This window comes from Algoriphagus terrigena DSM 22685, assembly GCF_000429445.1.
GTDB classification, from domain to species: domain Bacteria; phylum Bacteroidota; class Bacteroidia; order Cytophagales; family Cyclobacteriaceae; genus Algoriphagus; species Algoriphagus terrigena.
This window is the reverse complement of the sequence record NZ_KE386904.1, coordinates 117,490-137,651: the sequence shown is the minus strand read 5'-3', so window position 1 is coordinate 137,651 and position 20,162 is coordinate 117,490. Positions and strand designations below refer to the sequence as shown.

Genomic DNA, 20,162 nt, shown 5'->3' with positions numbered 1-20,162 from the left:
ATGATGGGATTGTCCTTTTTCTAACCTTCCAGGCCGACCATCGCCTTGATATCCTTCAGGGTTTTCCCTTCTTTTCTCAGGGACTGAATAGAGGTTACGCCGTCGGATTTGGAGAGTTTTTCCTGCTTTGGGCCTTTGACCAGGGGATGATGGTGAAAGATTATCTTTTCAAATCCGGCCTCGCCGAGATGTCTCGCAAGATCAAGCTGCGCCAAAGTAGAACTGTATAAGTCGCTTCCACGCACGATCAGATCTACGCCAAAATGTAGGTCATCGATTACCGAAGTCAAGTGATAAGCCGGCAGACCGTCTCTTTTTCTGACGACGTAAAAAGCCGAATCCTGCGGGATCAGCGCCTTTTTCGGCAGATCGGGATATTCTGTAAACTTCACATAGTCCGCCTCCATCGTGTCCATTCTCCAGGCGACTTCCGGTTTATCCAAAGAGAACCTCCGGTCGATGCATTGCCCTAAATAATAGCCGGAAGAGTCGAGCTGTTGGATTTTCTTCCGGGAGCAATCACAGGCAAAGACCTTCAAGTCCTGTCGAAGTGTACTCAGGGCGTCTTGGTATTTGCCCACTCTGTGGATTTGCGACCACTCGGCTTCAAACTCTTGCAGGTTCCTTGGCCCCAGGTCGATCTTGATTTCAAGAAAATCCAGAGTCTCAAAGATGTCTTCCACGTATTCTGTCCGGTATCTTTCCCGGTCCAAATCATCGATCCTCAGGAGGATTTTTGCTCCGTGCTTTTCGGCAAGTGCCTTCGTGACAAGGAAGGAATAGGCATTGCCTAGATGCAGATAGCCGCTCGGTGTAGGGGCGATACGGGTCAGACTAAGATTCATGTGTTTTTAGTTTGTTTTTTATCGGCCACATAGCCCGTCCCGTCCGCCGCGGCGGATCGGGAGAATCTCGCACTGTTAATAATCATCCGGGTGTTTGTTGCTTGGGTCGTACTTGATTTCATCCTGCGAAAATAGCAAAAGTCCTGTCGAAGCGCGCAAAAGGCCGGGCGGGAAGCGTATTAAGCTACTTTAACGGTCGTCTTACGACAGCTGGGCGATATTCGAGTAATTTGCAGCCGAAATGAAAATCCCTGTTTTCCTCGTCCTTTTCTTCAGTGTCGTCTTTTGCGCGAATGGCCAAACCAGCTTTTCGGGTAATGTGCTGGACGCATTTGACAAAAAGTATCTGGAGGGAGTGGCGGTATCAGTTAAGGGAAATGAGGTCGTCAGGACCAATTCCAGGGGGTATTTTTCCGTGAAAGGCGAGGAGGGTGATACGCTGCGTCTTAGCTTCCCCGGATTCATAGACCGGAAGATTATCTTGGGAAAAGACCGTTTTCTTTTACTTCAAATTCAGGATCAGGCCCGGCTGCTTCCGACTTTCCAGGTAGAAGCGGAACCTTATCGCTTTCGGTTTAAAGACGGAAAATTGTACCTCGCCGAGGACGAACCTGAGCAGGCGAGGAAGCTCAGCCACGGTGTAACTGCAGGCGCTGCGCAGAACGCTGACCTCACGCCGGGATTTGCTCTTTATGGCGTGTTGAGTTCACTAACCAAAAGAAACCGGCAATTGCGGCAGTATGAGGAGCGGCTGGAATGGATACAGCGCAGACAAGGCTATCTGGAGGTCATCGATTCCGATTCGATCCGCACCGATTTGATGGCAACTTATCAGCTGGATCGGGAAACGTGGGATGAATTGATCATGCGGTTCAATACTTTTCATCTCGAGCATGAGTTTTTGGATTGGCCCAAAGACCGAGTGGCAGCCAGTTTGGCAGAGTTTATCCGAATCGAATCCTCCTTCGATTTCTAGCTTTTTCGCTTAAATGACCAGGTGACAAAAAATTGTGCAACTACTTCACCTTGAGGATTTTTACCTGAGGAAATCATCGTCAGCTGGCCAGCTTCTCCCACGCTCAGACTTTCGATCAAGGCAAACAATTCGGCTCCCTGCTCGCAGGTAAAGGTGATCTTGGAGTTGGCTTTTTTCGAATACTCTGCCCGAAAGTCTACCACCAGCATGCTAAAAGCGCCTCTTCCTGCCAAAGCAAGTTGACCCAGCGCCCCGGTGCTCAACTCAGCAGCTCCGGCCAAAGCCGCGAAATAGATAGATTTGAAGGGATTTTGGGTTCGCCAGGAATAGGGGATAGTCACCGCACAACTTTCGGAGGTCAACGTCTTGATCCGTAATCCCCAGAAAATCGCCGATGGCAGTTTGACCAGCATCGCAAACCAGAACACGATCGTACTGGTCATCTTTCGCTGATAATCAAGAGCTGCAGAAGAAAGACTTTGGGCTAAGCGTTGAGTTTCCATCTTGGGTATTTTGATCCAAAATACTAAAATTAACCGGCGCGACGAACGTTGGTATCCTTTTTGAAATTCCAGCAAGAAATATAATCAACCATGAAATCGAGCAGGACGTAAATGTCACACTTGAGACGACTCTTTATAGACAGCGAGATTTCTTCCCGATATCGGGACAACCTTAAAAAAACAATTTTAAACACATGAAAAAGATAACGATCATTTTTGCGATTGGACTGCTGGTCTATTCCTGCGCCAAAGTTCCCCTGACAGGAAGAAGTGCGCTGGCAGTAGTCTCCAATGATGAGATCCAGCCTTTGGTAAACGAAGAGTATAAAAAGGCAATTGCCGCTGACAAGAATCTGACGAGCACGGCTGACGGTCAGAAAGTAGTACGGGTCGGCAAGAAAATGGCTGCTGCCGTTGAGACTTATCTGATTTCGGAAGGATATCAGGAGTTAGTCGACGACTTTGCTTGGGAATTCAATCTGTTGGAGAGCGAGCAGGTAAACGCTTGGTGTATGCCCGGCGGAAAAGTGGCTTTCTACACCGGGATCATGCCGGTCACCCAGGATGAGACCGGAATTGCGGTCGTGATGGGACATGAGATCGCTCACGCCGTGGCCTCGCATGCCAGAGAAAGGATGTCCAATGGGATGGCCATCAACATGGGAATGTCTGCGGTATCCGCTGCAATGGGTCAAAACCCTACCATGACCCAGCAACTCTTACTTCAGTCTATCGGTATGGGAAGTGAACTGGGAATGTTGAGCTTCTCAAGAAAACACGAGTTGGAAGCGGATGAGATGGGGTTGATCTTCATGGCAATGGCGGGGTATGATCCTCGGCAAGCTCCCATTTTCTGGGAAAGAATGGAAGCCAAGGGAGGAGAGGCACCGCCTGAGTTCCTGTCTACGCACCCGGGACCGGGTCGCAGGATCGAAAAGCTGAATGCAAATATGCCAAAGGCTCTGGAGTACTATAAAAAGTAAACAGGGTGTCCGAGAATCTCTCGGATAAGTTTTAGGAAAACAGAAAACAGAAAAAGGACTCATATGAGTCCTTTTTTTTGTTTAGAATAAGCTGGTTTGTACGGTTGCCGGGCGGGTCGCCTGGATCGTACCGCGGAGCATGTCCTGCATCAACTTGGTGAAACCGGGCTGCCAGGCTTCGGGGCTGATCTTGGTCTCCTTGCCCTCAAAACCTACCGGACCGCTCATCTTTTCGAAACCGATGATCATCGCCCAGACGGCGTAAAAGGTAATCTCTGGCTGGAGCTCCGGTCTGATACTACCGTCTTTTATTCCTTGGGAAACCATCTGCACGCCGAGCTTGATGGGCTCCAGGTGGATTTCAAGCATCTTGTGAAAATGGACGGAATCCAAGACCAGCGGATCGATTTCCTTTCTTGTTGCAGGATGATTGTATTTCTTCAAGACATCCAAAAAGTTTAAAACCGCCTGATAGTAAACCGGTTGTTCTTTTGCAAAATTGACTGTCTTAGCCATCAGATCGCAGAGCATCTCCAGGCCGTTTTTCCCCTTGGAGCGGAGCACTTCCCTGAACTCCTCCTTAAACTGATCAAAGGCCTTTTTGGTCAAGGCCATGAAAAGATCCTCTTTGTTCTTGTAATAAAAATAGGTGAGTCCCTTACTGATTCCGGCTTTTTTGGCAACGTCTTCCATGCGAGTGGCTTGGAAGCCTTTAGCTGTAAAGAGTGCAACAGCCGAATCCAGGATGAGTTTTTCTTTGTTTTTTTCTCCGGCCATAGCGGTTGAATCGAGGTTGTGAAATATGTGACAAAGATATTAAATCAGGGTCAAAAGCAGCGCTGATATGTCAGAGACTGAGGATAAAAAAAGGCCTCAAAATTAAAACTGAGGCCTTTTCTACTGTGGGTCAGGAGCTTATTTTACTTCCAGGATGTAATAATTTTTCTTTCCTTTTTGGATGAGCAGGTACTTGCTCTGAAGTAGACCGAAAGTCAGGGCTGCATTCGGATCTCCGAGTTTTTCCTTGTTGATACTCACTCCGCCGCCTTGGATCATTTTGCGGGCTTCTCCTTTGGATGGGAAGATCTGTGACTGCGTTTTTTCTCCAAACAAATCCAGGACGTTTTCTACTCCGGCGTATTCGTCTTTGCTGATCTGGACCTGTGGGACGCCTTCGAAAACGGCCAAAAAGGTTCGCTCGTCTAGCGCGGCCAAGTCTTCGGTGGATGATTTTCCAAAGAGGATGTCAGAAGCCTTCACGGCCATTTCAAAATCTGCTGCACTGTGAACCATCGTGGTCACTTGCTTGGCGATTTCTTTTTGCAGGATTCTCAGATGCGGCGACGCGGCGTGTTCTGTCTCCAGATTTTCGATGGTTGCCTGATCCAAAACCGTGAAGATTCGGATGTATTTGCTTGCGTCTTCGTCCGAAACATTCAACCAGAATTGGTAGAAAGCATACGGAGAAGTCTTCTCCGGATCGAGCCATACCGAGCCGCCTTCGGTCTTGCCAAATTTGGTTCCGTCAGCCTTGGTGATCAGGGGTACAGTCAGCGCGAAAGCACTTCCTCCGCCCATTCTTCGGATGAGCTCAGTACCGGTGACGATATTTCCCCATTGGTCAGAACCGCCGAGTTGGATGGAGCAGTTGTTGTTTTTCCAAAGATGATAAAAGTCGTATCCCTGAATCAGCTGGTAGCTGAATTCGGTGAAAGAAAGGCCGTTTCCGTCCTCCAGTCTGCGTTTCACGCTGTCTTTGGACATCATGTAGTTCACCGTGATGTGCTTGCCCACGTCGCGGATAAACTCCAGGAAGGAGAATTGGGAGATCCAGTCGAAGTTGTTGACTAATTCAGCCTTGTTGGAGGTCGCGCCGGAAAAGTCCAGGAACTTGGAAAGCTGGCTTTGGATGCAGGCTACATTGTGGTCGAGCGTTGCTTTGTCTAGCAGATTCCTCTCAGCAGACTTGAACGATGGATCACCAATCATTCCGGTTGCGCCGCCGACTAGGGCAAAAGGTTTGTGACCCGCACGCTGAAAGTGAAGCAGTGTCATCACGCCCACAAGATGTCCTATATGAAGCGAATCAGCTGTCGGGTCAAAACCGAGGTATGCAGAAGCCATTCCTTTCGTCAAATGTTCTTCGAGATCCGGGGTCATGTCCTGGAGCATTCCTCTCCACTGCAGCTCTTGTATAAATGAATTCATTGAAAGGGTCATTTTATCAGGTCGCAAATATAGGCCATCGCTGTGGAGTATCGAAACCTAGTTTGGCCTTTCCAATAGAATCATTTCCGGTTACGAAAATCATGGAAAACCGCATGTCTTTTTTTGTTTACTTTCAGGCCGTTCTTCAACTACCCTATGAAATCGGGCGTGTCGCCGCCGACGCACCACTGGGATGAATATCGGTAGAGCGAGATTCCATATGGCTTTTAAAAAGCAAATCAAATGAAAAAACAGGTTACAGGTATTGCGCTGGGATTTTGCCTTCTTTTTGGAACGCAGGCTTTCGCACAAACTACCCCGAGCTGGCTGCGCTATCCGGCCATTTCTCCCGACGGAAGTCAAATTGCTTTTACTTACAAAGGTGATCTCTACCTGGTCTCCAGCACGGGAGGGAAGGCCAGTCAACTGACTTTTCACGAAGCGCATGACTTCAAGCCCATCTGGAGCGCAGATGGCAAGCAAATCGCTTTTGCCTCAGATCGCTATGGCAATTTTGACGTGTTTGTCATGGCAGCAGCCGGGGGAGAGGCGACCCGACTTACCTATCATTCTTCGGACGAAATGCCCTTTGACTTCAGTTCAGATGATCAGAAGGTGATCTTTGGCGCAGCCCGAATGGACGTGGCCGAGCATCGCCAATATCCTACAGGCTCACAGCCGGAGCTCTATCAGGTAGCGAAAGGCGGCGGTCGGATCGACCAGATTTGGACGATCCCGGCGGAGTATGTGCAGAGCAGCAAGGATGGCTCCAAGATGATCTATCATGATAAAAAGGGTGGTGAAAACGAATGGCGAAAACATCATCAATCGGCAATCGCCCGGGACATTTGGATCTATGACGCTGCGAAAAATGAGCACGCTATGCTTACCAAATTCTATGGGGAGGATCGAAATCCAGTCTTTTCGCCGGATGAATCTGAGATCTATTACCTGAGTGAGGCAAGCGGCAGCTTTAATGTGTACAGCATGCCGACAGCCAATCCAGCCAGTCCTCAAGCCTTGACCAGCTTTACCGGTTTTCCGGTTCGCTTTCTTTCCATAGCCGACAATGGCCTGATGAGCTTCAGCTACGACGGCGAGCTTTATTCTTTGAAAAAAGGCGAGCAGCCTAAAAAACTGGAAGTTTCCATCGCTACCCAGTCGATTTCCAATCCGGACAACTACATCGCAATCAATGGGGGCGTAAGGGAAATGGACATCTCTCCGGACGGAAAGGAGATTGCTTTCATCGCTAGAGGAGAGGTTTTCGTGACTTCGGTCGATGGTTCATTGACGAAGCGGATCACGAATACGCCCGAGCAGGAGCGTTTTGTAGCCTTCGCTCCCGATGGCAAGTCGGTCGTGTATTCCTCGGAGCGGGACGGTAAATGGCAGATCTATAAAACGTTGAAGGTTCGTGCTGACGAGCCGTTTTTCTTTGCGTCCACCTTGCTCAAGGAAGAAACACTGGTCAGCGCGGGGGCCGATGCTTATCTGCCAAAATTTTCCCCTGACGGAAAAAAGCTGGCATACATCGAAGACCGCCGAAATCTGAAAGTCTTGGATATCGATGCGAAAACTTCTGTGACGTTGATGGGCTCTGATCTGCTGTTCCACATGAGTGATGGAGATCAGTATTTCACCTGGAGCCCGGACAGCAAGTGGTTGCTGGCGAGCTACCGACCGACGATGACTAATTCAGAAGTGGTGCTGCTGGATGCCACTGGCAAAGAAAAGATACGAATGCTGACTCAGAGTGGCTATTCCGATGACAACGCCAAGTGGGTGAACGACGGTAAGCAGATGATCTGGTTTTCCAACCGGGACGGACTCAGAAGCTATGCGACCAGCGGAAGGATGGAGGATGACGTTTATACGATGTTTTTCGACCAAACTGCCTGGGACAAATTCAGATTGAACAAAGATGAATTTGATCTTTTGAAAGAGATCGAAAAAGCGAAAAAACCTGCGGAATCAGACGAAAAATCAAAATCTGACAAGCCGGAGAAAAAAGAAGTGAAGCCGATTGATTTTGACTGGGATGGATTTGAGGAGCGAAAAGCGAGATTGACGATTCACTCCTCCAACATGGGCGATGCCCTGCTTTCCAAAGACGGGGAAAAGCTCTTTTACCTGGCCCGCTTCGAAAAAGGCATGAACCTCTGGAGCACCAATCTGAGAACCAAAGATACCAAGCAGGAAATTGCACTGGACGCTAATTCGGGTCGCCTGCTCTGGGACAAGGACCAGAAAAATCTCTTTTTGCTTTCCGATGGCAGTATCTCCAAGATCAATCCGGAAACCATGAAGAAGGAAGGCATTAAGATATCGGGAGAGATGACGTTTGACAGGAATGCCGAAACGGCTCATCTCTTTGAACACGTGTGGCTAAGAACCAAGGGGATCTTTTATACACCGGACATGCATGGCATCGACTGGAATGCTATCAAGCCGGAGTATCAGAAGTATTTGCCTCATATCGGCAACAGTTACGAGTTTGCCGAGATGCTCTCTGAGATGATCGGCGAGCTGAACGTGTCTCATGCCGGTGCGAGATTCAGCCGCAGCGTTCCGATGGCTGACGCCACGGGTGCGCTGGGGATCTTCTGGGACTATTCTTTCGCCGGTGACGGGATCAAAGTGACAGAAGTGGTCAAAGGCGGACCCTTGGACAAGAGCGACATTACGATTGCACCGGGGATGATCATAGAGCGCATCGACGGTGAACTCGTAAGCGCCACGACGGACTTTGCCAAACTGCTCAACAGAAAAGCGGACAAATTCACGGCAATTGAGGTTCTCGATCCGAGCAGTCAGCAGCGAAAGCAATATACCGTGAAGCCGATTTCACTGGGCGCTGAAAATCAACTGCTTTATAAAAGGTGGGTGAAGAAGAACCAGGAAGAAGTCGAGAAACTCAGCGGGGGCAAGCTCGGCTATGTCCATATTCCCGGCATGAGTGACGGGCCGTATCGCAATGCGTACGAGGATATGATGGGAAAATACTTCGACAAGGAAGCCGTCGTCGTCGATACCCGATTCAACGGTGGTGGAGACTTGGTAGCAGATCTGGTGATGTTCTTCACCGGGAAACCATTTATCACCTATGCAACTGCCGACAAGATAGTAGGCGGGGAGCCGACCGCTCGCTGGACGAAGCCGACCTTGGCGATGTTTAACGAGGCCAATTATTCCGACGGACACTGCTTTGCCTGCGGCTATACCGATCTGGAGATAGGGAAGACGGTAGGGATGCCTACACCGGGAACTTGCTCCTTTGCAGGATGGGAAGGATTGCCGGATGGAACCCGCTGGGGAGCTGTACCCATTTCTGCGAAAGACAAAGCCGGGAAATGGATGGAAAACAATGAAACAAAGCCGCAGTTTGAGGTGAAAAATATGCCAGGAAAAATAGACCGGGGGATTGATCAGCAGCTTGAAAAAGCCGTCGAGGAACTCCTCAAGGACGTCAAGTAAAAGCTACAAAACGAAAAAAACCCGATCAATCCGATCGGGTTTTTTTGAGTGTTAAGCTTCAGTTTTTACTGAAATTGCTTGGTGTTCAGTGACTCGTCGTTTTTGAAAAACTGAGACAACTTGGCAAATGAACTGTCGAAGTACCCTTCCAGCATTCTCTTGATGATGAACGTTCTGTATTCATCTTTAGAGACAATCGGGAAATACTCGTGGCTTTTACCGTAAGATTTGTGGCTAACAAATCCTTTTCTCTCGAGGATTCTGACAATCGTCGATACAGTGTTGTAGGCAGGTTTTGGCTCCGTCATTGGTGCTAGGATGTCTTTCACGAAGCCTCGTTCGATATCCCAGAGGATCTGCATGATCTCCTCTTCCGCTCTTGTTAATGGTTTCATAAGGTGTTAAGTTTTAAATCAATAGAAAATTATTGGTTTAGTTTCTTAATTCCAAAGGGTTTAATAAAATATTTATAGTGTTTAGTTGGTAGGTTGGAGTAATAGCCTGATAATAAACTATATAAATTGACATTTGTCAAATTTTTTAAAAAGAACTTTTTCCATAAAAGGGATTTTTAAGCGTACCAAAGGCGAAGTTTGAGACTGGTTTTTCGCGTTTTGCATAGCCGTAATCTCTTTTGATACAAAAATCACATGGATCGAGGTCAGAGAGAGGCAACCGAAATATTCTCTCAAAAGGCTGTAAACGAACCTGATTGCCTATTTGATAAGACAAAAAAAAAGCCGCTTTCGGCGGCTTTTTTTTTCTCGAGCGGAATCTACGTCGTCCGCAATCTGATGATTCGAGTGGCGTGCAGGAGCTTGACGATCGGGTAGGTCGGGTCAAATTCATACCACTTTACCGCGAAGTTGGGTCTGTTGGGGAGCTTGTGGTGATTGTTTTGAAACAATTCGCCCAGCATCAACACATCGAGTAGGAGGGAGTTTTTAGACTGATCGTTGTTGTCAAAATTGGCGTAGCCGTACTTGTGTCCGCTCCAGTTGACGATCGCCCCATGCACGGGCCCCATCAAGAAGTGGATGGGTAGCAGGAAGTACATCCACCAGTGGGTTCCCGGCAGCTCGAAGACAGAGATGCAAAGCACGTAGATCAACACGTATACCATGATCCAACCGACCCGGATGGCCATGTTATCAGCAAACTTGTCAAACCGATTCCAACTGGGTATATCTTTAGAAAATCGCTCCTCTGGCTTTAGTTTAAAGCTAAAGTAGTCGTTGTAGATGTTTTTGGTCTTCCACATCATCGTGAAAAGGTTCTCGGTGTGATGTGGACTATGCGGATCCTTTGGTGTGTCGGAGTAGGCGTGATGCATCCTGTGAAGAATCGCATACGCTCTCGGAGAGAGATAGGAGCTGCCCTGCCACATCCAGGTGAAAAAATAGAAGAACTTTTCCCAATACTTGCTCATCACAAACATCTGATGGGCGGCGTATCGGTGGAGGAAGAAACTCTGGCAAAACAGGGAGAAATACCAGTGAAGCAGGAAGAAGATAAGGATGATCACTCAGGTAACTTTTACAGTGCGTGTGCAAATATACTGCTAGATTAGATTGATTCCATTTACCGTTGGAAAAATCGCGCCAAATAAGGCGATGATTAATGTCAGGTTTGGAGCGTTGTTTTGATCACATTCTTAACTTTAGACACTATGGATGCAAAAAGCAAAGGAAGCTCGGTTTTAACCAAAATCATTCTGGGCGGAATCTCGGTGTTGATCGCTGATTATCTGATGAAGGGTGTCAGCATTGACACGTGGACGACTGGTTTTATTCTGGCAGCGGTGATTATTTTGATCAATTTCACGCTGAAGCCGATCATGATTCTTCTCACTTTCCCGATTACGCTAATCACATTCGGGCTGTTTTTATTGGTGATCAACGCCTGCGTCATCTTGATTGCGGAGCATTTTATCCCTGGATTTGTCGTGGAAAGTTTCTGGTGGGCTTTGGGTTTTTCGTTGGTGGTGAGTTTGATCAACGGAGTATTTGGAAACAGTCTCGATTCAAGTCGATAGCGTCTGGTCGTTGACGCGTCTATAGGATTTCAGTTCCCCGTTTTTGCCTTTGCAGAAGATCTCCGGGCCCTGCGTTTTTTTGACCTCGACCAACAGCAGCGATTTTTCGTTTTCTTCGGTCAGGTCGGACATTTTTTCGTCAAAAACCTTAATTTCATTGATCGCGAGAGAGACTTTGGGGATGCAAAATTCCTCGTTGGCGGCCTCGATCATGTAGCGTTCTTCCTCTGGGTCGACTCCTATGATTCTTTTGTCGTCAGAAATGCCGATCAAAATAAAACCACCGTCCGAATTGGCCATTCCAGCCAATGTTTTGGAGATTTTTTCCTTTGAAGTTATTTTCTGTTTGAAATCTAACTTATTGCCTTCTTTTTGCTTAATTAGGTTTTTTACAAATTGTTCTTCAAATTTTGCTGATTTCATTTTATTCCTTTACTTTCTTATCTATTTGTGAACTGTGATTTGGCCTTGCCCGTTACTCTTCAAATCACCTCTATACTACCACCTAAGTTATTGAATTATGACTTTTTCTAATCCCGGATTTGATCCGCAAAACGTAGATAACTTAAAAGCCGAACTTAAGAAGTCTGGAAAGAATTTTAAGGTTATCCCTGACGACGAAAATTCTGACGAATTTGTCAATTTTTACTTTGTTGGAATGTTTGAAGGCAAAGAGGTAATCTACGATGCCGCGCTCTACACCCTTCGGCTTCACCACGCCAGCGAAGTGTACGAAATCGCCGAACACGAGGCTGCCAAAAAATTCCCCAATTTCAAAGGAATCAACTATGAGGAGGATGAAAATGGGAATATGAAGCCCTTGAGCAGCGAAGAGGAAGAGGTCGGCTGGTTTATCACCGAGATCATCATGGAGATGGAGGAAGAGGAGACGGTGAAGGTTCAGGAATTTGTCGACATCGATACCAACCATGACTATGGAGTGGGGTTGGATGCTGCGCTCAATGTGGAAGAGATTTCGGAGAAGACCGTTACCAAGTTTGTTCAGGAGTTCAATGACGACACGCTGGTACTGGACGATACACTGTATGCATTTCAGACGGAAGAAGACGAGATTTGAAATTACTCATCCTTATGTATCGCTTTGCGATTCTATCTTAAGCGCAATATATTATACAAAACAAACTCTGCACTGGTGAGCAACCGGTGCATTTTTTATGCTTAAAGTAGCTTGGTCAAACGTTTACGCCCATCCTTTGCCGGAGGGACATCGGTTTCCAATGGAAAAATATAGCCTACTACCTGAGCAGCTTCTCTATGAAGGGACGCTAACGGAAGGGAATTTTTTCACGCCAGGATCTATCGATGAACGATGGTTGCTCAACACCCACCATCGGGATTATCTCGATAGACTGGAGCGTCTGGAGCTATCGCGGGCAGAGATTCGGGCAATCGGCTTTCCACTCACCGCGGAATTGGTCCATCGGGAAAAAGTGATCGCAAATGGCTCGGTCAGAGCTGCGGTCTACGCGCTTCAAGACGGCGTCGGAATGAACATTGCGGGAGGTACGCACCACGCATTTTCTGATCGGGGAGAAGGCTTCTGTCTGCTCAATGACATCGCGATCACCGCAAACTATCTTTTGGAAAATCAGCTGGTGAGACGGGTATTGGTCGTGGATATGGACGTCCATCAGGGCAATGGGACGGCAGAGATCTTCCGGGGGCGAACCGACGTATTCACCTTCAGCATGCATGGGGAGAAGAATTTTCCCCACCGAAAGGAGAAATCGCACCTGGACATCGGACTTTCGGACGGAACTGGCGACCGGGAATATCTGTGTGCCTTAACGGCGAATTTGCCTAAAATATTGGAGGTGTTTGAGCCGGATTTCTTGATCTACCAATGTGGTGTGGACGTCTTGGCTTCAGACCAACTGGGCCGCCTACAGCTTAGCCAAAACGGATTGAAAGAAAGAGACGAAACCGTGCTTACCTTGGCAAAAAACAACCGGATTCCGGTGATGTGCTGCATGGGAGGCGGGTACTCCAAGCGGATCAAGGATATTATCGAGGGGCACGCGCATGTCTTTCGGCTGGCGCAATCGCTTTATTTTTAGAGGCTTAACTGAAATTAACAGACAGATTTCCCCTCCATTCTTGCAGAATCAATACTTTCTATATATTTGCGGCCTGTCAACCATAACGTATTTAAAGTGAAAAAAGGATTGAAATTCTTCGGAGTACTGGCACTGGCATCAGTGCTTTTCTATTCATGTGACCAAAAAACCGCTTCTACTGCTGAAACCGCGTCAACTGGCGAAGGAGTCGCTGCAGGTGATATGAAAGTGGCTTTCGTATATACAGACTCTGTGATCAACAAGTATGATTACTTCAAAAAGATGTCTGAGGAAATCACCTCAAAAGGAAAAAGATTTGACTCGGATCTTCAGTCCAGAGCAAAAGGATTTGAGCAGGAAGTGGCGACTTTCCAGCAGACTGGCGGTAATATGACTCCAAACCAAGCGAGAGCTAAGCAGGATGAATTGGTACAGAAAGAGCAAAACCTGATGACCTATCGAAACAATCTGATGCAAGAGTTGTCAGCTGATGAGGCGAAGTTGATGAATGATGTGTACGAAAAAGTGCAAACCTACATGAAAGACTACGCGAAGGAAAATAACATAGACATCATCCTGAGCTATACCCGTGGCGGCGCGATGTGGTACGCCACTGATGCCATCGACGTGACAGCCTCTGTAGTAGAGGGTTTGAACAAAGAATACGTTGCAAATCCGGCAGGCGCAGCTCCTGCGGCGGCAGATACGACAGCGAAGAAGTAAGCGAAACCTACTCTAAGTTTGAGAACCCGGATTTATTCCGGGTTTTTTTGTGGGTAAAAATTGGGTATTTTTGCGCCACGATCGAAAACCCCGAACGAAACGAAATTGGGCATAACGGGTACCCCATTAACTGGAGGGATTATCCAAAATGCCAGATTCCAGGTTGCCATTAAAAAATAAATTATAAAAGCATGAAATACCCATGAGAAAACCATTCTCACACAAGGGGATGAATATCCTGGGTATTCCATCTGACCATTGAAAAACAAAATATAAACAGATGAAAATCACGGAATTTTTAAAGCACAACTACCGCCACTTCAATGCCGCGGCACTAATTGACGCTGCCGAAGGGTACAAAACCCACCTTGACAATGGAGGAAAGATGTTGGTCTCCCTTGCTGGAGCCATGTCGACTGCTGAATTGGGCATCTCTCTGGCGGAGATGATCCGTCAGGACAAAGTGCAGATCATCTCCTGCACCGGCGCCAACCTGGAGGAGGATGTGTTTAATCTCGTGGCTCACGACTACTATGAGCGCGTTCCCAACTACCGCGAACTGACGCCTGCGCAGGAGCAGGAGCTGCTGGAGCGCCACATGAACCGCGTCACGGATACCTGTATTCCAGAAATGGAAGCGATGCGCCGTATCGAGAACGTCATCCTCGAAGAATGGGTGAAAGCCGACCAGGCAAATGAAGCGTACTTCCCGCATGAGTTCTTCTACAAAATCCTCTTGTCAGGTAAGCTGGAGGAGTCATATCAGATCGATCCAAAAAACAGTTGGTTGCTCGAAGCTGCAAAGAAAAACCTTCCGATCATCGTCCCAGGTTGGGAAGATTCTACCCTTGGAAATATGTTTGCCGGTCACGTGATATCGGGAGACGTCAAGAAAGTACACACCGTGCGTACCGGTATCGAGTACATGATGTTCCTGGCAGAATGGTACACTCAGAACGCAACTGACGAAAGTACTGTCGGATTTTTCCAGATTGGCGGGGGAATTGCAGGAGACTTCCCTATCTGTGTGGTACCGATGTTGCACCAGGATTTGCAGCGGACAAATGTGCCTCTTTGGGGTTATTTCTGCCAAATCTCTGATTCGACCACTTCTTATGGGTCTTATTCCGGAGCTGTTCCCAATGAAAAAATCACCTGGGGCAAGCTCGGCCAGGAAACACCTAAGTACATTGTCGAATCTGATGCAACCATCGTGGCGCCCCTGATTTTCGCCATCGTGTTGGATCAATAACTATGACTAATTCAAACTCTCATATTCTCAAAGCAAGCGGCGTTATGCTGCTTGCTTTTTGTTTTTTCATCAGTGCCGAAGCGCAGGAATTGCGATCGCTTTCCGGAGCCAATAGCCCAAATGACGATACCAACCCAGTTTGGATTGGAAATAATACACTGCTGTTTACCCGTGCTTTCCATCCCTCAAACTTGGGGGGCACAGCCGATCCGGGCGATATTTGGGAGACACGAAAGGACGATGCAGGCGAGTGGGGCATTGCCACACATCGGCCGGACTTGAGCACGGCGGGCTATGATCTCGCTTTGGGTCTGGAAGATGTATTGACTCTTTTGGTGCTTCGAAAGGAAGGGAATACAGCCTCGCTTCACCAGTTTTCAAAGTTTGGTCAGGACTGGAATTACCTTCGCAAAGTGAATTTTCCGGATCTGGATTACTTTGAAGGGTTCGTCACCGGCAGAGTCGCGGAAGGGGGCAAATTGCTTTTTCTTGCTGGGAAAAGATCAGGAGGACTTGGGCATGAAGATATTTATCTGAGTGAGAAAGTCGGAGTAATCGAGTGGTCCAGTCTGCAAAGTCTCGGCCCTGCGATAAACGGGTTCGCTCAGGAGAGCGGGCCTTATTTCGATCCCAAAAGCAATCAGCTCTATTTTTCTTCCAACTCATATCCGGGAGCAAACGGGAAAGACATCCTGATCGCGAAAAAGCTGGGCGAATCCTGGCAAAGTTGGAGCTTACCGGAGAAGTGGGAGCAGATCAGCTCAAACGGTTCCGAGGCCTCAATTACGTTTCTTGACCAAGATGAAATCGTTTGGACGAGTACTCAAAACAGCGACGGTTTTGCAGATCTGATGACTTTCTCCACACCTGTTCCACTTGTGGTGCCCACAGAGTTTGTCGCTCCGGTCGTTGCTGAGAAGCCGGTGGAAAAAGCAGCATCGCCTGCTCGGTCTTCCCGAGTTTCGGTGGAGAATAGACAGATTACAGTAATTCCGGTTTCTGACTCGACAAACATCTATTTCGATACCGTTATCACACCAATTCCGATGGATTCAAGTTCCGCCGTAGAACCATCAGAACCTCCAAAAGCGATTGAAGTCCCTGTCACTTTCCTTGCTATTGATGGTAAAAACAAACTCGAACTTCCTTATACTTTGACGTGGCAGGTTGGAGTGGAAAGTGTTGATTATCAAGAGCCATATCTGGTTTCTGAGATGAAGGAGAAAGGAGTCAGTTCCGTAAAAATTTCTTCGCCGGGGTATTTTCCCAAGCAGGTATCAGTCGATAGCTTTGACCTCAAAGGCAAATCGGTGGTGCTTCTGACGAAAGCTGAAGCGGGTAGTACCGTTCTGCTCGAAGACGTAAACTTCAAGAGAGGAACTGCAGAACTGGAGGGGGAGAGCACAGAGGCGAGCCTGGCTGATTTGGCAAGATTCCTTGTGGAAAATCCGTCGGTGACGATCAGGATCAACGGGCACACGGACAATGCTGGAGATCCCGGTCTGAATAAACAGCTTTCGCTCGAAAGGGCTGGAAGTGTCCGAGACTTCTTGGTCAGCAAAGGGGTAAGCTTCGAAAGCCTTAGAATATCAGGCTGGGGCGGCACTCGACCGATAGCGTCCAACGCGACCGAAGCCGGCAGAGCCAAAAACCGGCGCGTCGAGCTGGCGGTTGAATGAAAAAAGAAAGGGCTTCCAAACTAAAATGGAAGCCCTTTTTCTCTTTGAAGGCTATTGTCAGAGAGAATGATCTCCGCGATAGGTTCGCTTCACAAACTGATTTGCAGGCTCGAAATTGGTGATTTTCATGTCTGCACCGTCCCACAGCAATTTGATTCCTCTTCCAGGATAGTCAAACTGGTTTTCTGTTCCTTCCTTTTTAACTCTGTAATCATAGCTTCGGATGGCTAGATTCCCCATCAACACAGTTTCAGTCAATGGACCCGCTATTGAGAAAGGTGAGCTGAGTTTCTTGAATTCTTCGGAGCCATGACCGGCGATGCACGCATCCACCCAATTGTTATAGTGACCGTGATCTCCGAGTGGAACTCGGTATTCTGTCTGTGGAACACTCACCTCCTGGGTTCTTTTCGTAGGTAGCAGCTTGGGGTTAGCACCGTAAGTGGAGCACATCATCTTGCCTTTGGTACCTTCGATGATCACCCCGTTTCCTCCGTCACCCATCATCTCATTTGCTTCAAGTTCCTCAGGTCTGGTCGGTTGTATACCGCCATCCATCCAGTGGAATTCCAGATCCTCTTTTCCAGGCCTATCAAATCTAAGCGTGATGTGTGAGGAAGGAGGGCAGCTCTCTGGGAAATATCCTCTGCTAAACTCACCGACATATACCGATCCGACGGAACACTCGGCAGATTTGGGATAGCCAAGTCCTAAGACTCGGAAAGGAGGCTCCATGATGTGACAAGCCATGTCACCTAGGGCGCCCGTTCCGTAGTCCCACCAGCCTCTCCAATTGAAAGGGACAAGGTTGCCGACGTAATCTTTTTGAGGAGCCGTACCAAGCCAAAGATCCCAGTCCAGATCAGCAGGTGGTGTCACTGGCGTCGTCGGCCATTGGATCCCCTGAGGCCATACCGGGCGATCGGTCCAAGAATATACTTTGGTCGCCTCGCCGATCACTCCAGCCTCGTACCATTCTACCATTTGGCGAACTCCATCGCCGGAAGATCCTTGGTTACCCATTTGGGTGACCACTTTGTATTTTTCAGCGGCTTCGGTAAGCATGCGCGCCTCGTAGATGTCGTGTGCCATCGGCTTTTGCACGTACACGTGTTTCCCCATTTTCATTGCCATCATCGCCTGCACAGCATGCATGTGGTCAGGAGTAGACACCGACACCGCGTCGATGTTTTTTTCTTCCTTCTCCAGCATAATGCGGTAGTCTTTATAATATGTGGCTTTGGGATGAGCCTCACGGCTTTTTTTGGCCCGGGTATCGTCCACATCGCAAAGTGCGATCATGTCCACTTTTCCGCTTCGGAAGATTCCGGCTACGTCGCCTCCTCCCATGCCGCCAACACCGATGCTGGCAACTCTCAGCCGATCACTGGGAGCGATGAACCCCGGACCGCCAAGCACGTGTCTTGGGACGATCGCGAACCCTGCCAGAGCAAGAGCGGAGCCTTTGATAAAATTTCTTCTGGAGGAGTTCTCCGGATTGGAAGCTTTGTTTTCCATGATTATTTCAGGTTGATAATAGACAGACTTCAAATTGTCAAAAGAAGTAATTTAAAATTCACTTTGAAGAGAAAAATGACAAATGGTCGACACCTTTTTATTCTTGTCGATGCCACTTAGACGAAAGTGTTTTTATACTCCGAATTTGACCGGGTCTAATTTCAAAATTAATTTGGTTTGTGGAAAGTAGATTTTTAAAATTTTCAATTAAGTTTATCCAAAATCACACAAAATGAAAAAATCAATCTGGACTCTACTCGTCGCAAGCGTGCTTGGATTAGGAGCATGTAAAGAGTCCCCTCTACTTTCAGACTCGGCTATCATTCCTTTACCACAGGAAATAACAAATGGATCGGGAAGCTTCAATTTGACCCCCGAGACAGGGATAAAACTAGTTGGTTCAGGAGAACATTTGACTGCAATCGGAGAGCATCTGGCCGGAAAACTCCGTCCAGCTTCTGGGTTTGATGTGCCTGTTTCAGCCGATGCTGGGCAGATTGTTTTGGAATTGACGGGAAGTGAAGCTTCTGAGTCTTATGAGATTCAGATTTCAGAAGAGGAGGTTAAAATCACTTCTTCCGGTGAAGCAGGTCTATTCTACGGAGTCCAGACTTTGCTTCAGCTTTTTCCGAAGGAAATAGTAAACCCGACCGTGCAGTCAGCAAACTGGGCAATTCCCACAGGTTCCATCAAAGATGAGCCGACGTTCGGATATCGCGGTTCGATGTTGGATGTCGCAAGACATTTTATCTCCATAGAGGACGTGAAATACTACATCGACCAGATGGCGGTCTACAAGTTCAACTACCTGCACCTTCACCTGACAGATGATCAAGGCTGGAGAATAGAGATCAAATCTTGGCCAAAATTGACCGAAATCGGTGGTAGCACCGAAGTTGGAGGAGGAGAAGGAGGTTTTTACACCCAAGAGCAATACAAAGAGATTGTGGCCTATGCTGCTGAAAGATTCATCACGGTCGTCCCTGAGGTAGATATGCCAGGCCATACCAATGCTGTTTTGGCTTCTTATGGCGAGCTGAATCCTGGGGTAAACTTGCCAGATGGCGATCTTACTACGGTCACCAAGGCTCCCTTGGAATACGAAATGGAGCTGAAAGTCCCACAAGCAGCAGAACTATACACGGGCATTGAGGTAGGCTGGAGTACATTCTCGTCGAAGTCTGAGTTGACCTATGCATTTGTTGACAGTGTAGCGCGAGAGATCTCAGCAATTACGCCGGGGCCGTATTTCCATATTGGAGGAGACGAATCTCATGTGACCGAAAAGTCGGACTACATCTACTTCGTGGAGCGGGTGCAGGACATTGTTTCCAAATACGGGAAAACCAGCATCGGCTGGGATGAAGTGGCGACCGCAAAACTGCTTCCTGGGAATGTAGCTCAATTCTGGGCCTTGGAAGAAAATGCCAAACTGGCGAAGGATCAAGGTAATCAGATACTGATGTCTCCTGCCAAGAAAGCGTATCTGGATATGCAATACGACAGCACCAGCAGGATCGGTCTTCATTGGGCAGCTTACATTGAGCTGGACTCTGCCTACCTGTGGGAGCCGACGGAGTATGCTGAGGGGATTTCGAAGGAGAATATCCTCGGCGTGGAAGCTCCGCTTTGGACCGAAACTGTCACCAACAGAGCAGACATAGATTATCTGGCTTTCCCGAGACTCACTGCTATCGCAGAGGTTGCTTGGACCAAGAAAGAAGGCAGAAGCTGGGAAAACTATAGTAAGCGGGTTGCCGGCCACGGCAAAAGATGGGATATCCAGGGCGTAGGGTACTATAAATCCCCAAAAGTAACCTGGTAAATCTTAGATGATAGATCTGCCCGGAGCTTCAAAAAGGCTCCGGGCATTTTTATATCCTTA

18 protein-coding genes are annotated in these 20,162 nt (G+C 47.9%); 10 read left to right on the top strand and 8 right to left on the bottom strand.

What is annotated here, in order from left to right:
- Positions 1-20: 20 nt before the first annotated feature.
- The gene (locus G459_RS28540; protein ID WP_051315417.1) at positions 21-845 is read right to left on the bottom strand and encodes a glutamate--tRNA ligase family protein; all 825 of its coding nucleotides are present in this window, start codon (positions 843-845) and stop codon (positions 21-23) included.
- Between the two features lie 241 nt (positions 846-1,086).
- On the opposite strand from G459_RS28540, the gene G459_RS0124460 reads away from it, so the two are divergent.
- On the top strand, positions 1,087-1,821 hold the full coding sequence (locus G459_RS0124460; protein ID WP_026969931.1) for a peptidase associated/transthyretin-like domain-containing protein: 735 nt from the start codon (positions 1,087-1,089) through the stop codon (positions 1,819-1,821).
- On the opposite strand, the gene G459_RS0124455 is transcribed toward G459_RS0124460, so the two are convergent.
- Positions 1,818-2,324: a PaaI family thioesterase gene (locus tag G459_RS0124455; protein WP_026969930.1), complete on the bottom strand. Its 507-nt coding sequence runs from the start codon at positions 2,322-2,324 to the stop codon at positions 1,818-1,820. The genes G459_RS0124460 and G459_RS0124455 overlap by 4 nt on opposite strands.
- A gap of 194 nt (positions 2,325-2,518) precedes the next feature.
- On the opposite strand from G459_RS0124455, the gene G459_RS0124450 reads away from it, so the two are divergent.
- Positions 2,519-3,307: a M48 family metallopeptidase gene (locus G459_RS0124450; RefSeq protein ID WP_026969929.1), complete on the top strand. Its 789-nt coding sequence runs from the start codon at positions 2,519-2,521 to the stop codon at positions 3,305-3,307.
- Between the two features lie 81 nt (positions 3,308-3,388).
- Here G459_RS0124450 and G459_RS0124445 read toward each other — a convergent pair whose 3' ends face one another.
- On the bottom strand, positions 3,389-4,084 hold the full coding sequence (locus G459_RS0124445; protein WP_026969928.1) for a TetR/AcrR family transcriptional regulator: 696 nt from the start codon (positions 4,082-4,084) through the stop codon (positions 3,389-3,391).
- 138 nt (positions 4,085-4,222) lie between these two features.
- Positions 4,223-5,515 (bottom strand): tyrosine--tRNA ligase, encoded by a 1,293-nt coding sequence (tyrS, locus tag G459_RS0124440; RefSeq protein WP_026969927.1) that lies wholly within the window; start codon positions 5,513-5,515, stop codon positions 4,223-4,225.
- 243 nt (positions 5,516-5,758) lie between these two features.
- On the opposite strand from tyrS, the gene G459_RS0124435 reads away from it, so the two are divergent.
- Complete coding sequence (locus G459_RS0124435) at positions 5,759-8,992, top strand: S41 family peptidase (protein WP_026969926.1); 3,234 nt, start codon at positions 5,759-5,761, stop codon at positions 8,990-8,992.
- 65 nt (positions 8,993-9,057) lie between these two features.
- Here the strand turns inward: G459_RS0124435 and G459_RS0124430 are convergent, their stop codons facing one another.
- The gene (locus G459_RS0124430) at positions 9,058-9,387 is read right to left on the bottom strand and encodes a BlaI/MecI/CopY family transcriptional regulator (RefSeq protein ID WP_026969925.1); all 330 of its coding nucleotides are present in this window, start codon (positions 9,385-9,387) and stop codon (positions 9,058-9,060) included.
- Between the two features lie 380 nt (positions 9,388-9,767).
- Positions 9,768-10,517 carry an acyl-CoA desaturase gene (locus G459_RS0124425; RefSeq protein ID WP_026969924.1) on the bottom strand — a complete coding sequence of 250 codons (750 nt, stop codon included), beginning with the start codon at positions 10,515-10,517 and terminating at the stop codon, positions 9,768-9,770.
- Positions 10,518-10,661: 144 nt separating this feature from the next.
- On the opposite strand from G459_RS0124425, the gene G459_RS0124420 reads away from it, so the two are divergent.
- Positions 10,662-11,027, top strand: a complete 366-nt coding sequence (locus tag G459_RS0124420; RefSeq protein ID WP_026969923.1) for a phage holin family protein — start codon at positions 10,662-10,664, stop codon at positions 11,025-11,027.
- On the opposite strand, the gene G459_RS0124415 is transcribed toward G459_RS0124420, so the two are convergent.
- Positions 11,016-11,450 (bottom strand): AlbA family DNA-binding domain-containing protein, encoded by a 435-nt coding sequence (locus G459_RS0124415; protein ID WP_026969922.1) that lies wholly within the window; start codon positions 11,448-11,450, stop codon positions 11,016-11,018. The two genes, G459_RS0124420 and G459_RS0124415, sit on opposite strands and share 12 nt — an antisense overlap.
- A 97-nt stretch (positions 11,451-11,547) precedes the next feature.
- Here G459_RS0124415 and G459_RS0124410 point away from each other — a divergent pair, with 97 nt between their 5' ends.
- From G459_RS0124410 to G459_RS0124390, 5 genes are all read left to right on the top strand, one after another.
- Positions 11,548-12,105, top strand: a complete 558-nt coding sequence (locus G459_RS0124410; protein WP_026969921.1) for a hypothetical protein — start codon at positions 11,548-11,550, stop codon at positions 12,103-12,105.
- A gap of 97 nt (positions 12,106-12,202) precedes the next feature.
- Complete coding sequence (locus tag G459_RS0124405) at positions 12,203-13,105, top strand: histone deacetylase family protein (RefSeq protein ID WP_026969920.1); 903 nt, start codon at positions 12,203-12,205, stop codon at positions 13,103-13,105.
- Between the two features lie 96 nt (positions 13,106-13,201).
- The gene (locus tag G459_RS0124400) at positions 13,202-13,828 is read left to right on the top strand and encodes an OmpH/Skp family outer membrane protein (RefSeq protein ID WP_026969919.1); all 627 of its coding nucleotides are present in this window, start codon (positions 13,202-13,204) and stop codon (positions 13,826-13,828) included.
- Between the two features lie 280 nt (positions 13,829-14,108).
- Entirely contained in the window at positions 14,109-15,080 is a 972-nt protein-coding gene (locus tag G459_RS0124395) for a deoxyhypusine synthase family protein (protein ID WP_026969918.1), read from the top strand.
- 2 nt (positions 15,081-15,082) lie between these two features.
- Positions 15,083-16,759, top strand: coding sequence for an OmpA family protein (locus G459_RS0124390; RefSeq protein WP_026969917.1), 1,677 nt, complete (start codon positions 15,083-15,085; stop codon positions 16,757-16,759).
- 57 nt (positions 16,760-16,816) lie between these two features.
- Here G459_RS0124390 and G459_RS0124385 read toward each other — a convergent pair whose 3' ends face one another.
- Complete coding sequence (locus tag G459_RS0124385; RefSeq protein WP_026969916.1) at positions 16,817-18,277, bottom strand: Gfo/Idh/MocA family protein; 1,461 nt, start codon at positions 18,275-18,277, stop codon at positions 16,817-16,819.
- 232 nt (positions 18,278-18,509) lie between these two features.
- Between G459_RS0124385 and G459_RS0124380 the strand changes: the two genes are divergently transcribed.
- Positions 18,510-20,102 (top strand): beta-N-acetylhexosaminidase, encoded by a 1,593-nt coding sequence (locus G459_RS0124380; RefSeq protein ID WP_026969915.1) that lies wholly within the window; start codon positions 18,510-18,512, stop codon positions 20,100-20,102.
- Positions 20,103-20,162: the final 60 nt, after the last annotated feature.

Excerpts from the sequence above, each read along its gene's own strand:
- G459_RS0124445 (WP_026969928.1), bottom strand. The coding sequence starts at position 4,084 with ATGGCCGGAGAAAAAAACAAAGAAAAACTCATCCTGGATTCGGCTGTT.
- G459_RS0124395 (WP_026969918.1), top strand. The coding sequence starts at position 14,109 with ATGAAAATCACGGAATTTTTAAAGCACAACTACCGCCACTTCAATGCC.
- G459_RS0124405 (WP_026969920.1), top strand. The coding sequence starts at position 12,203 with ATGCTTAAAGTAGCTTGGTCAAACGTTTACGCCCATCCTTTGCCGGAG.
- G459_RS0124450 (WP_026969929.1), top strand. The coding sequence starts at position 2,519 with ATGAAAAAGATAACGATCATTTTTGCGATTGGACTGCTGGTCTATTCC.
- G459_RS28540 (WP_051315417.1), bottom strand. The coding sequence starts at position 845 with ATGAATCTTAGTCTGACCCGTATCGCCCCTACACCGAGCGGCTATCTG.
- G459_RS0124410 (WP_026969921.1), top strand. The coding sequence starts at position 11,548 with ATGACTTTTTCTAATCCCGGATTTGATCCGCAAAACGTAGATAACTTA.
- G459_RS0124380 (WP_026969915.1), top strand. The coding sequence starts at position 18,510 with ATGAAAAAATCAATCTGGACTCTACTCGTCGCAAGCGTGCTTGGATTA.
- G459_RS0124390 (WP_026969917.1), top strand. The coding sequence starts at position 15,083 with ATGACTAATTCAAACTCTCATATTCTCAAAGCAAGCGGCGTTATGCTG.
- G459_RS0124420 (WP_026969923.1), top strand. The coding sequence starts at position 10,662 with ATGGATGCAAAAAGCAAAGGAAGCTCGGTTTTAACCAAAATCATTCTG.
- tyrS (WP_026969927.1), bottom strand. The coding sequence starts at position 5,515 with ATGAATTCATTTATACAAGAGCTGCAGTGGAGAGGAATGCTCCAGGAC.
- G459_RS0124455 (WP_026969930.1), bottom strand. The coding sequence starts at position 2,324 with ATGGAAACTCAACGCTTAGCCCAAAGTCTTTCTTCTGCAGCTCTTGAT.
- G459_RS0124460 (WP_026969931.1), top strand. The coding sequence starts at position 1,087 with ATGAAAATCCCTGTTTTCCTCGTCCTTTTCTTCAGTGTCGTCTTTTGC.
- G459_RS0124430 (WP_026969925.1), bottom strand. The coding sequence starts at position 9,387 with ATGAAACCATTAACAAGAGCGGAAGAGGAGATCATGCAGATCCTCTGG.
- G459_RS0124415 (WP_026969922.1), bottom strand. The coding sequence starts at position 11,450 with ATGAAATCAGCAAAATTTGAAGAACAATTTGTAAAAAACCTAATTAAG.
- G459_RS0124435 (WP_026969926.1), top strand. The coding sequence starts at position 5,759 with ATGAAAAAACAGGTTACAGGTATTGCGCTGGGATTTTGCCTTCTTTTT.
- G459_RS0124385 (WP_026969916.1), bottom strand. The coding sequence starts at position 18,277 with ATGGAAAACAAAGCTTCCAATCCGGAGAACTCCTCCAGAAGAAATTTT.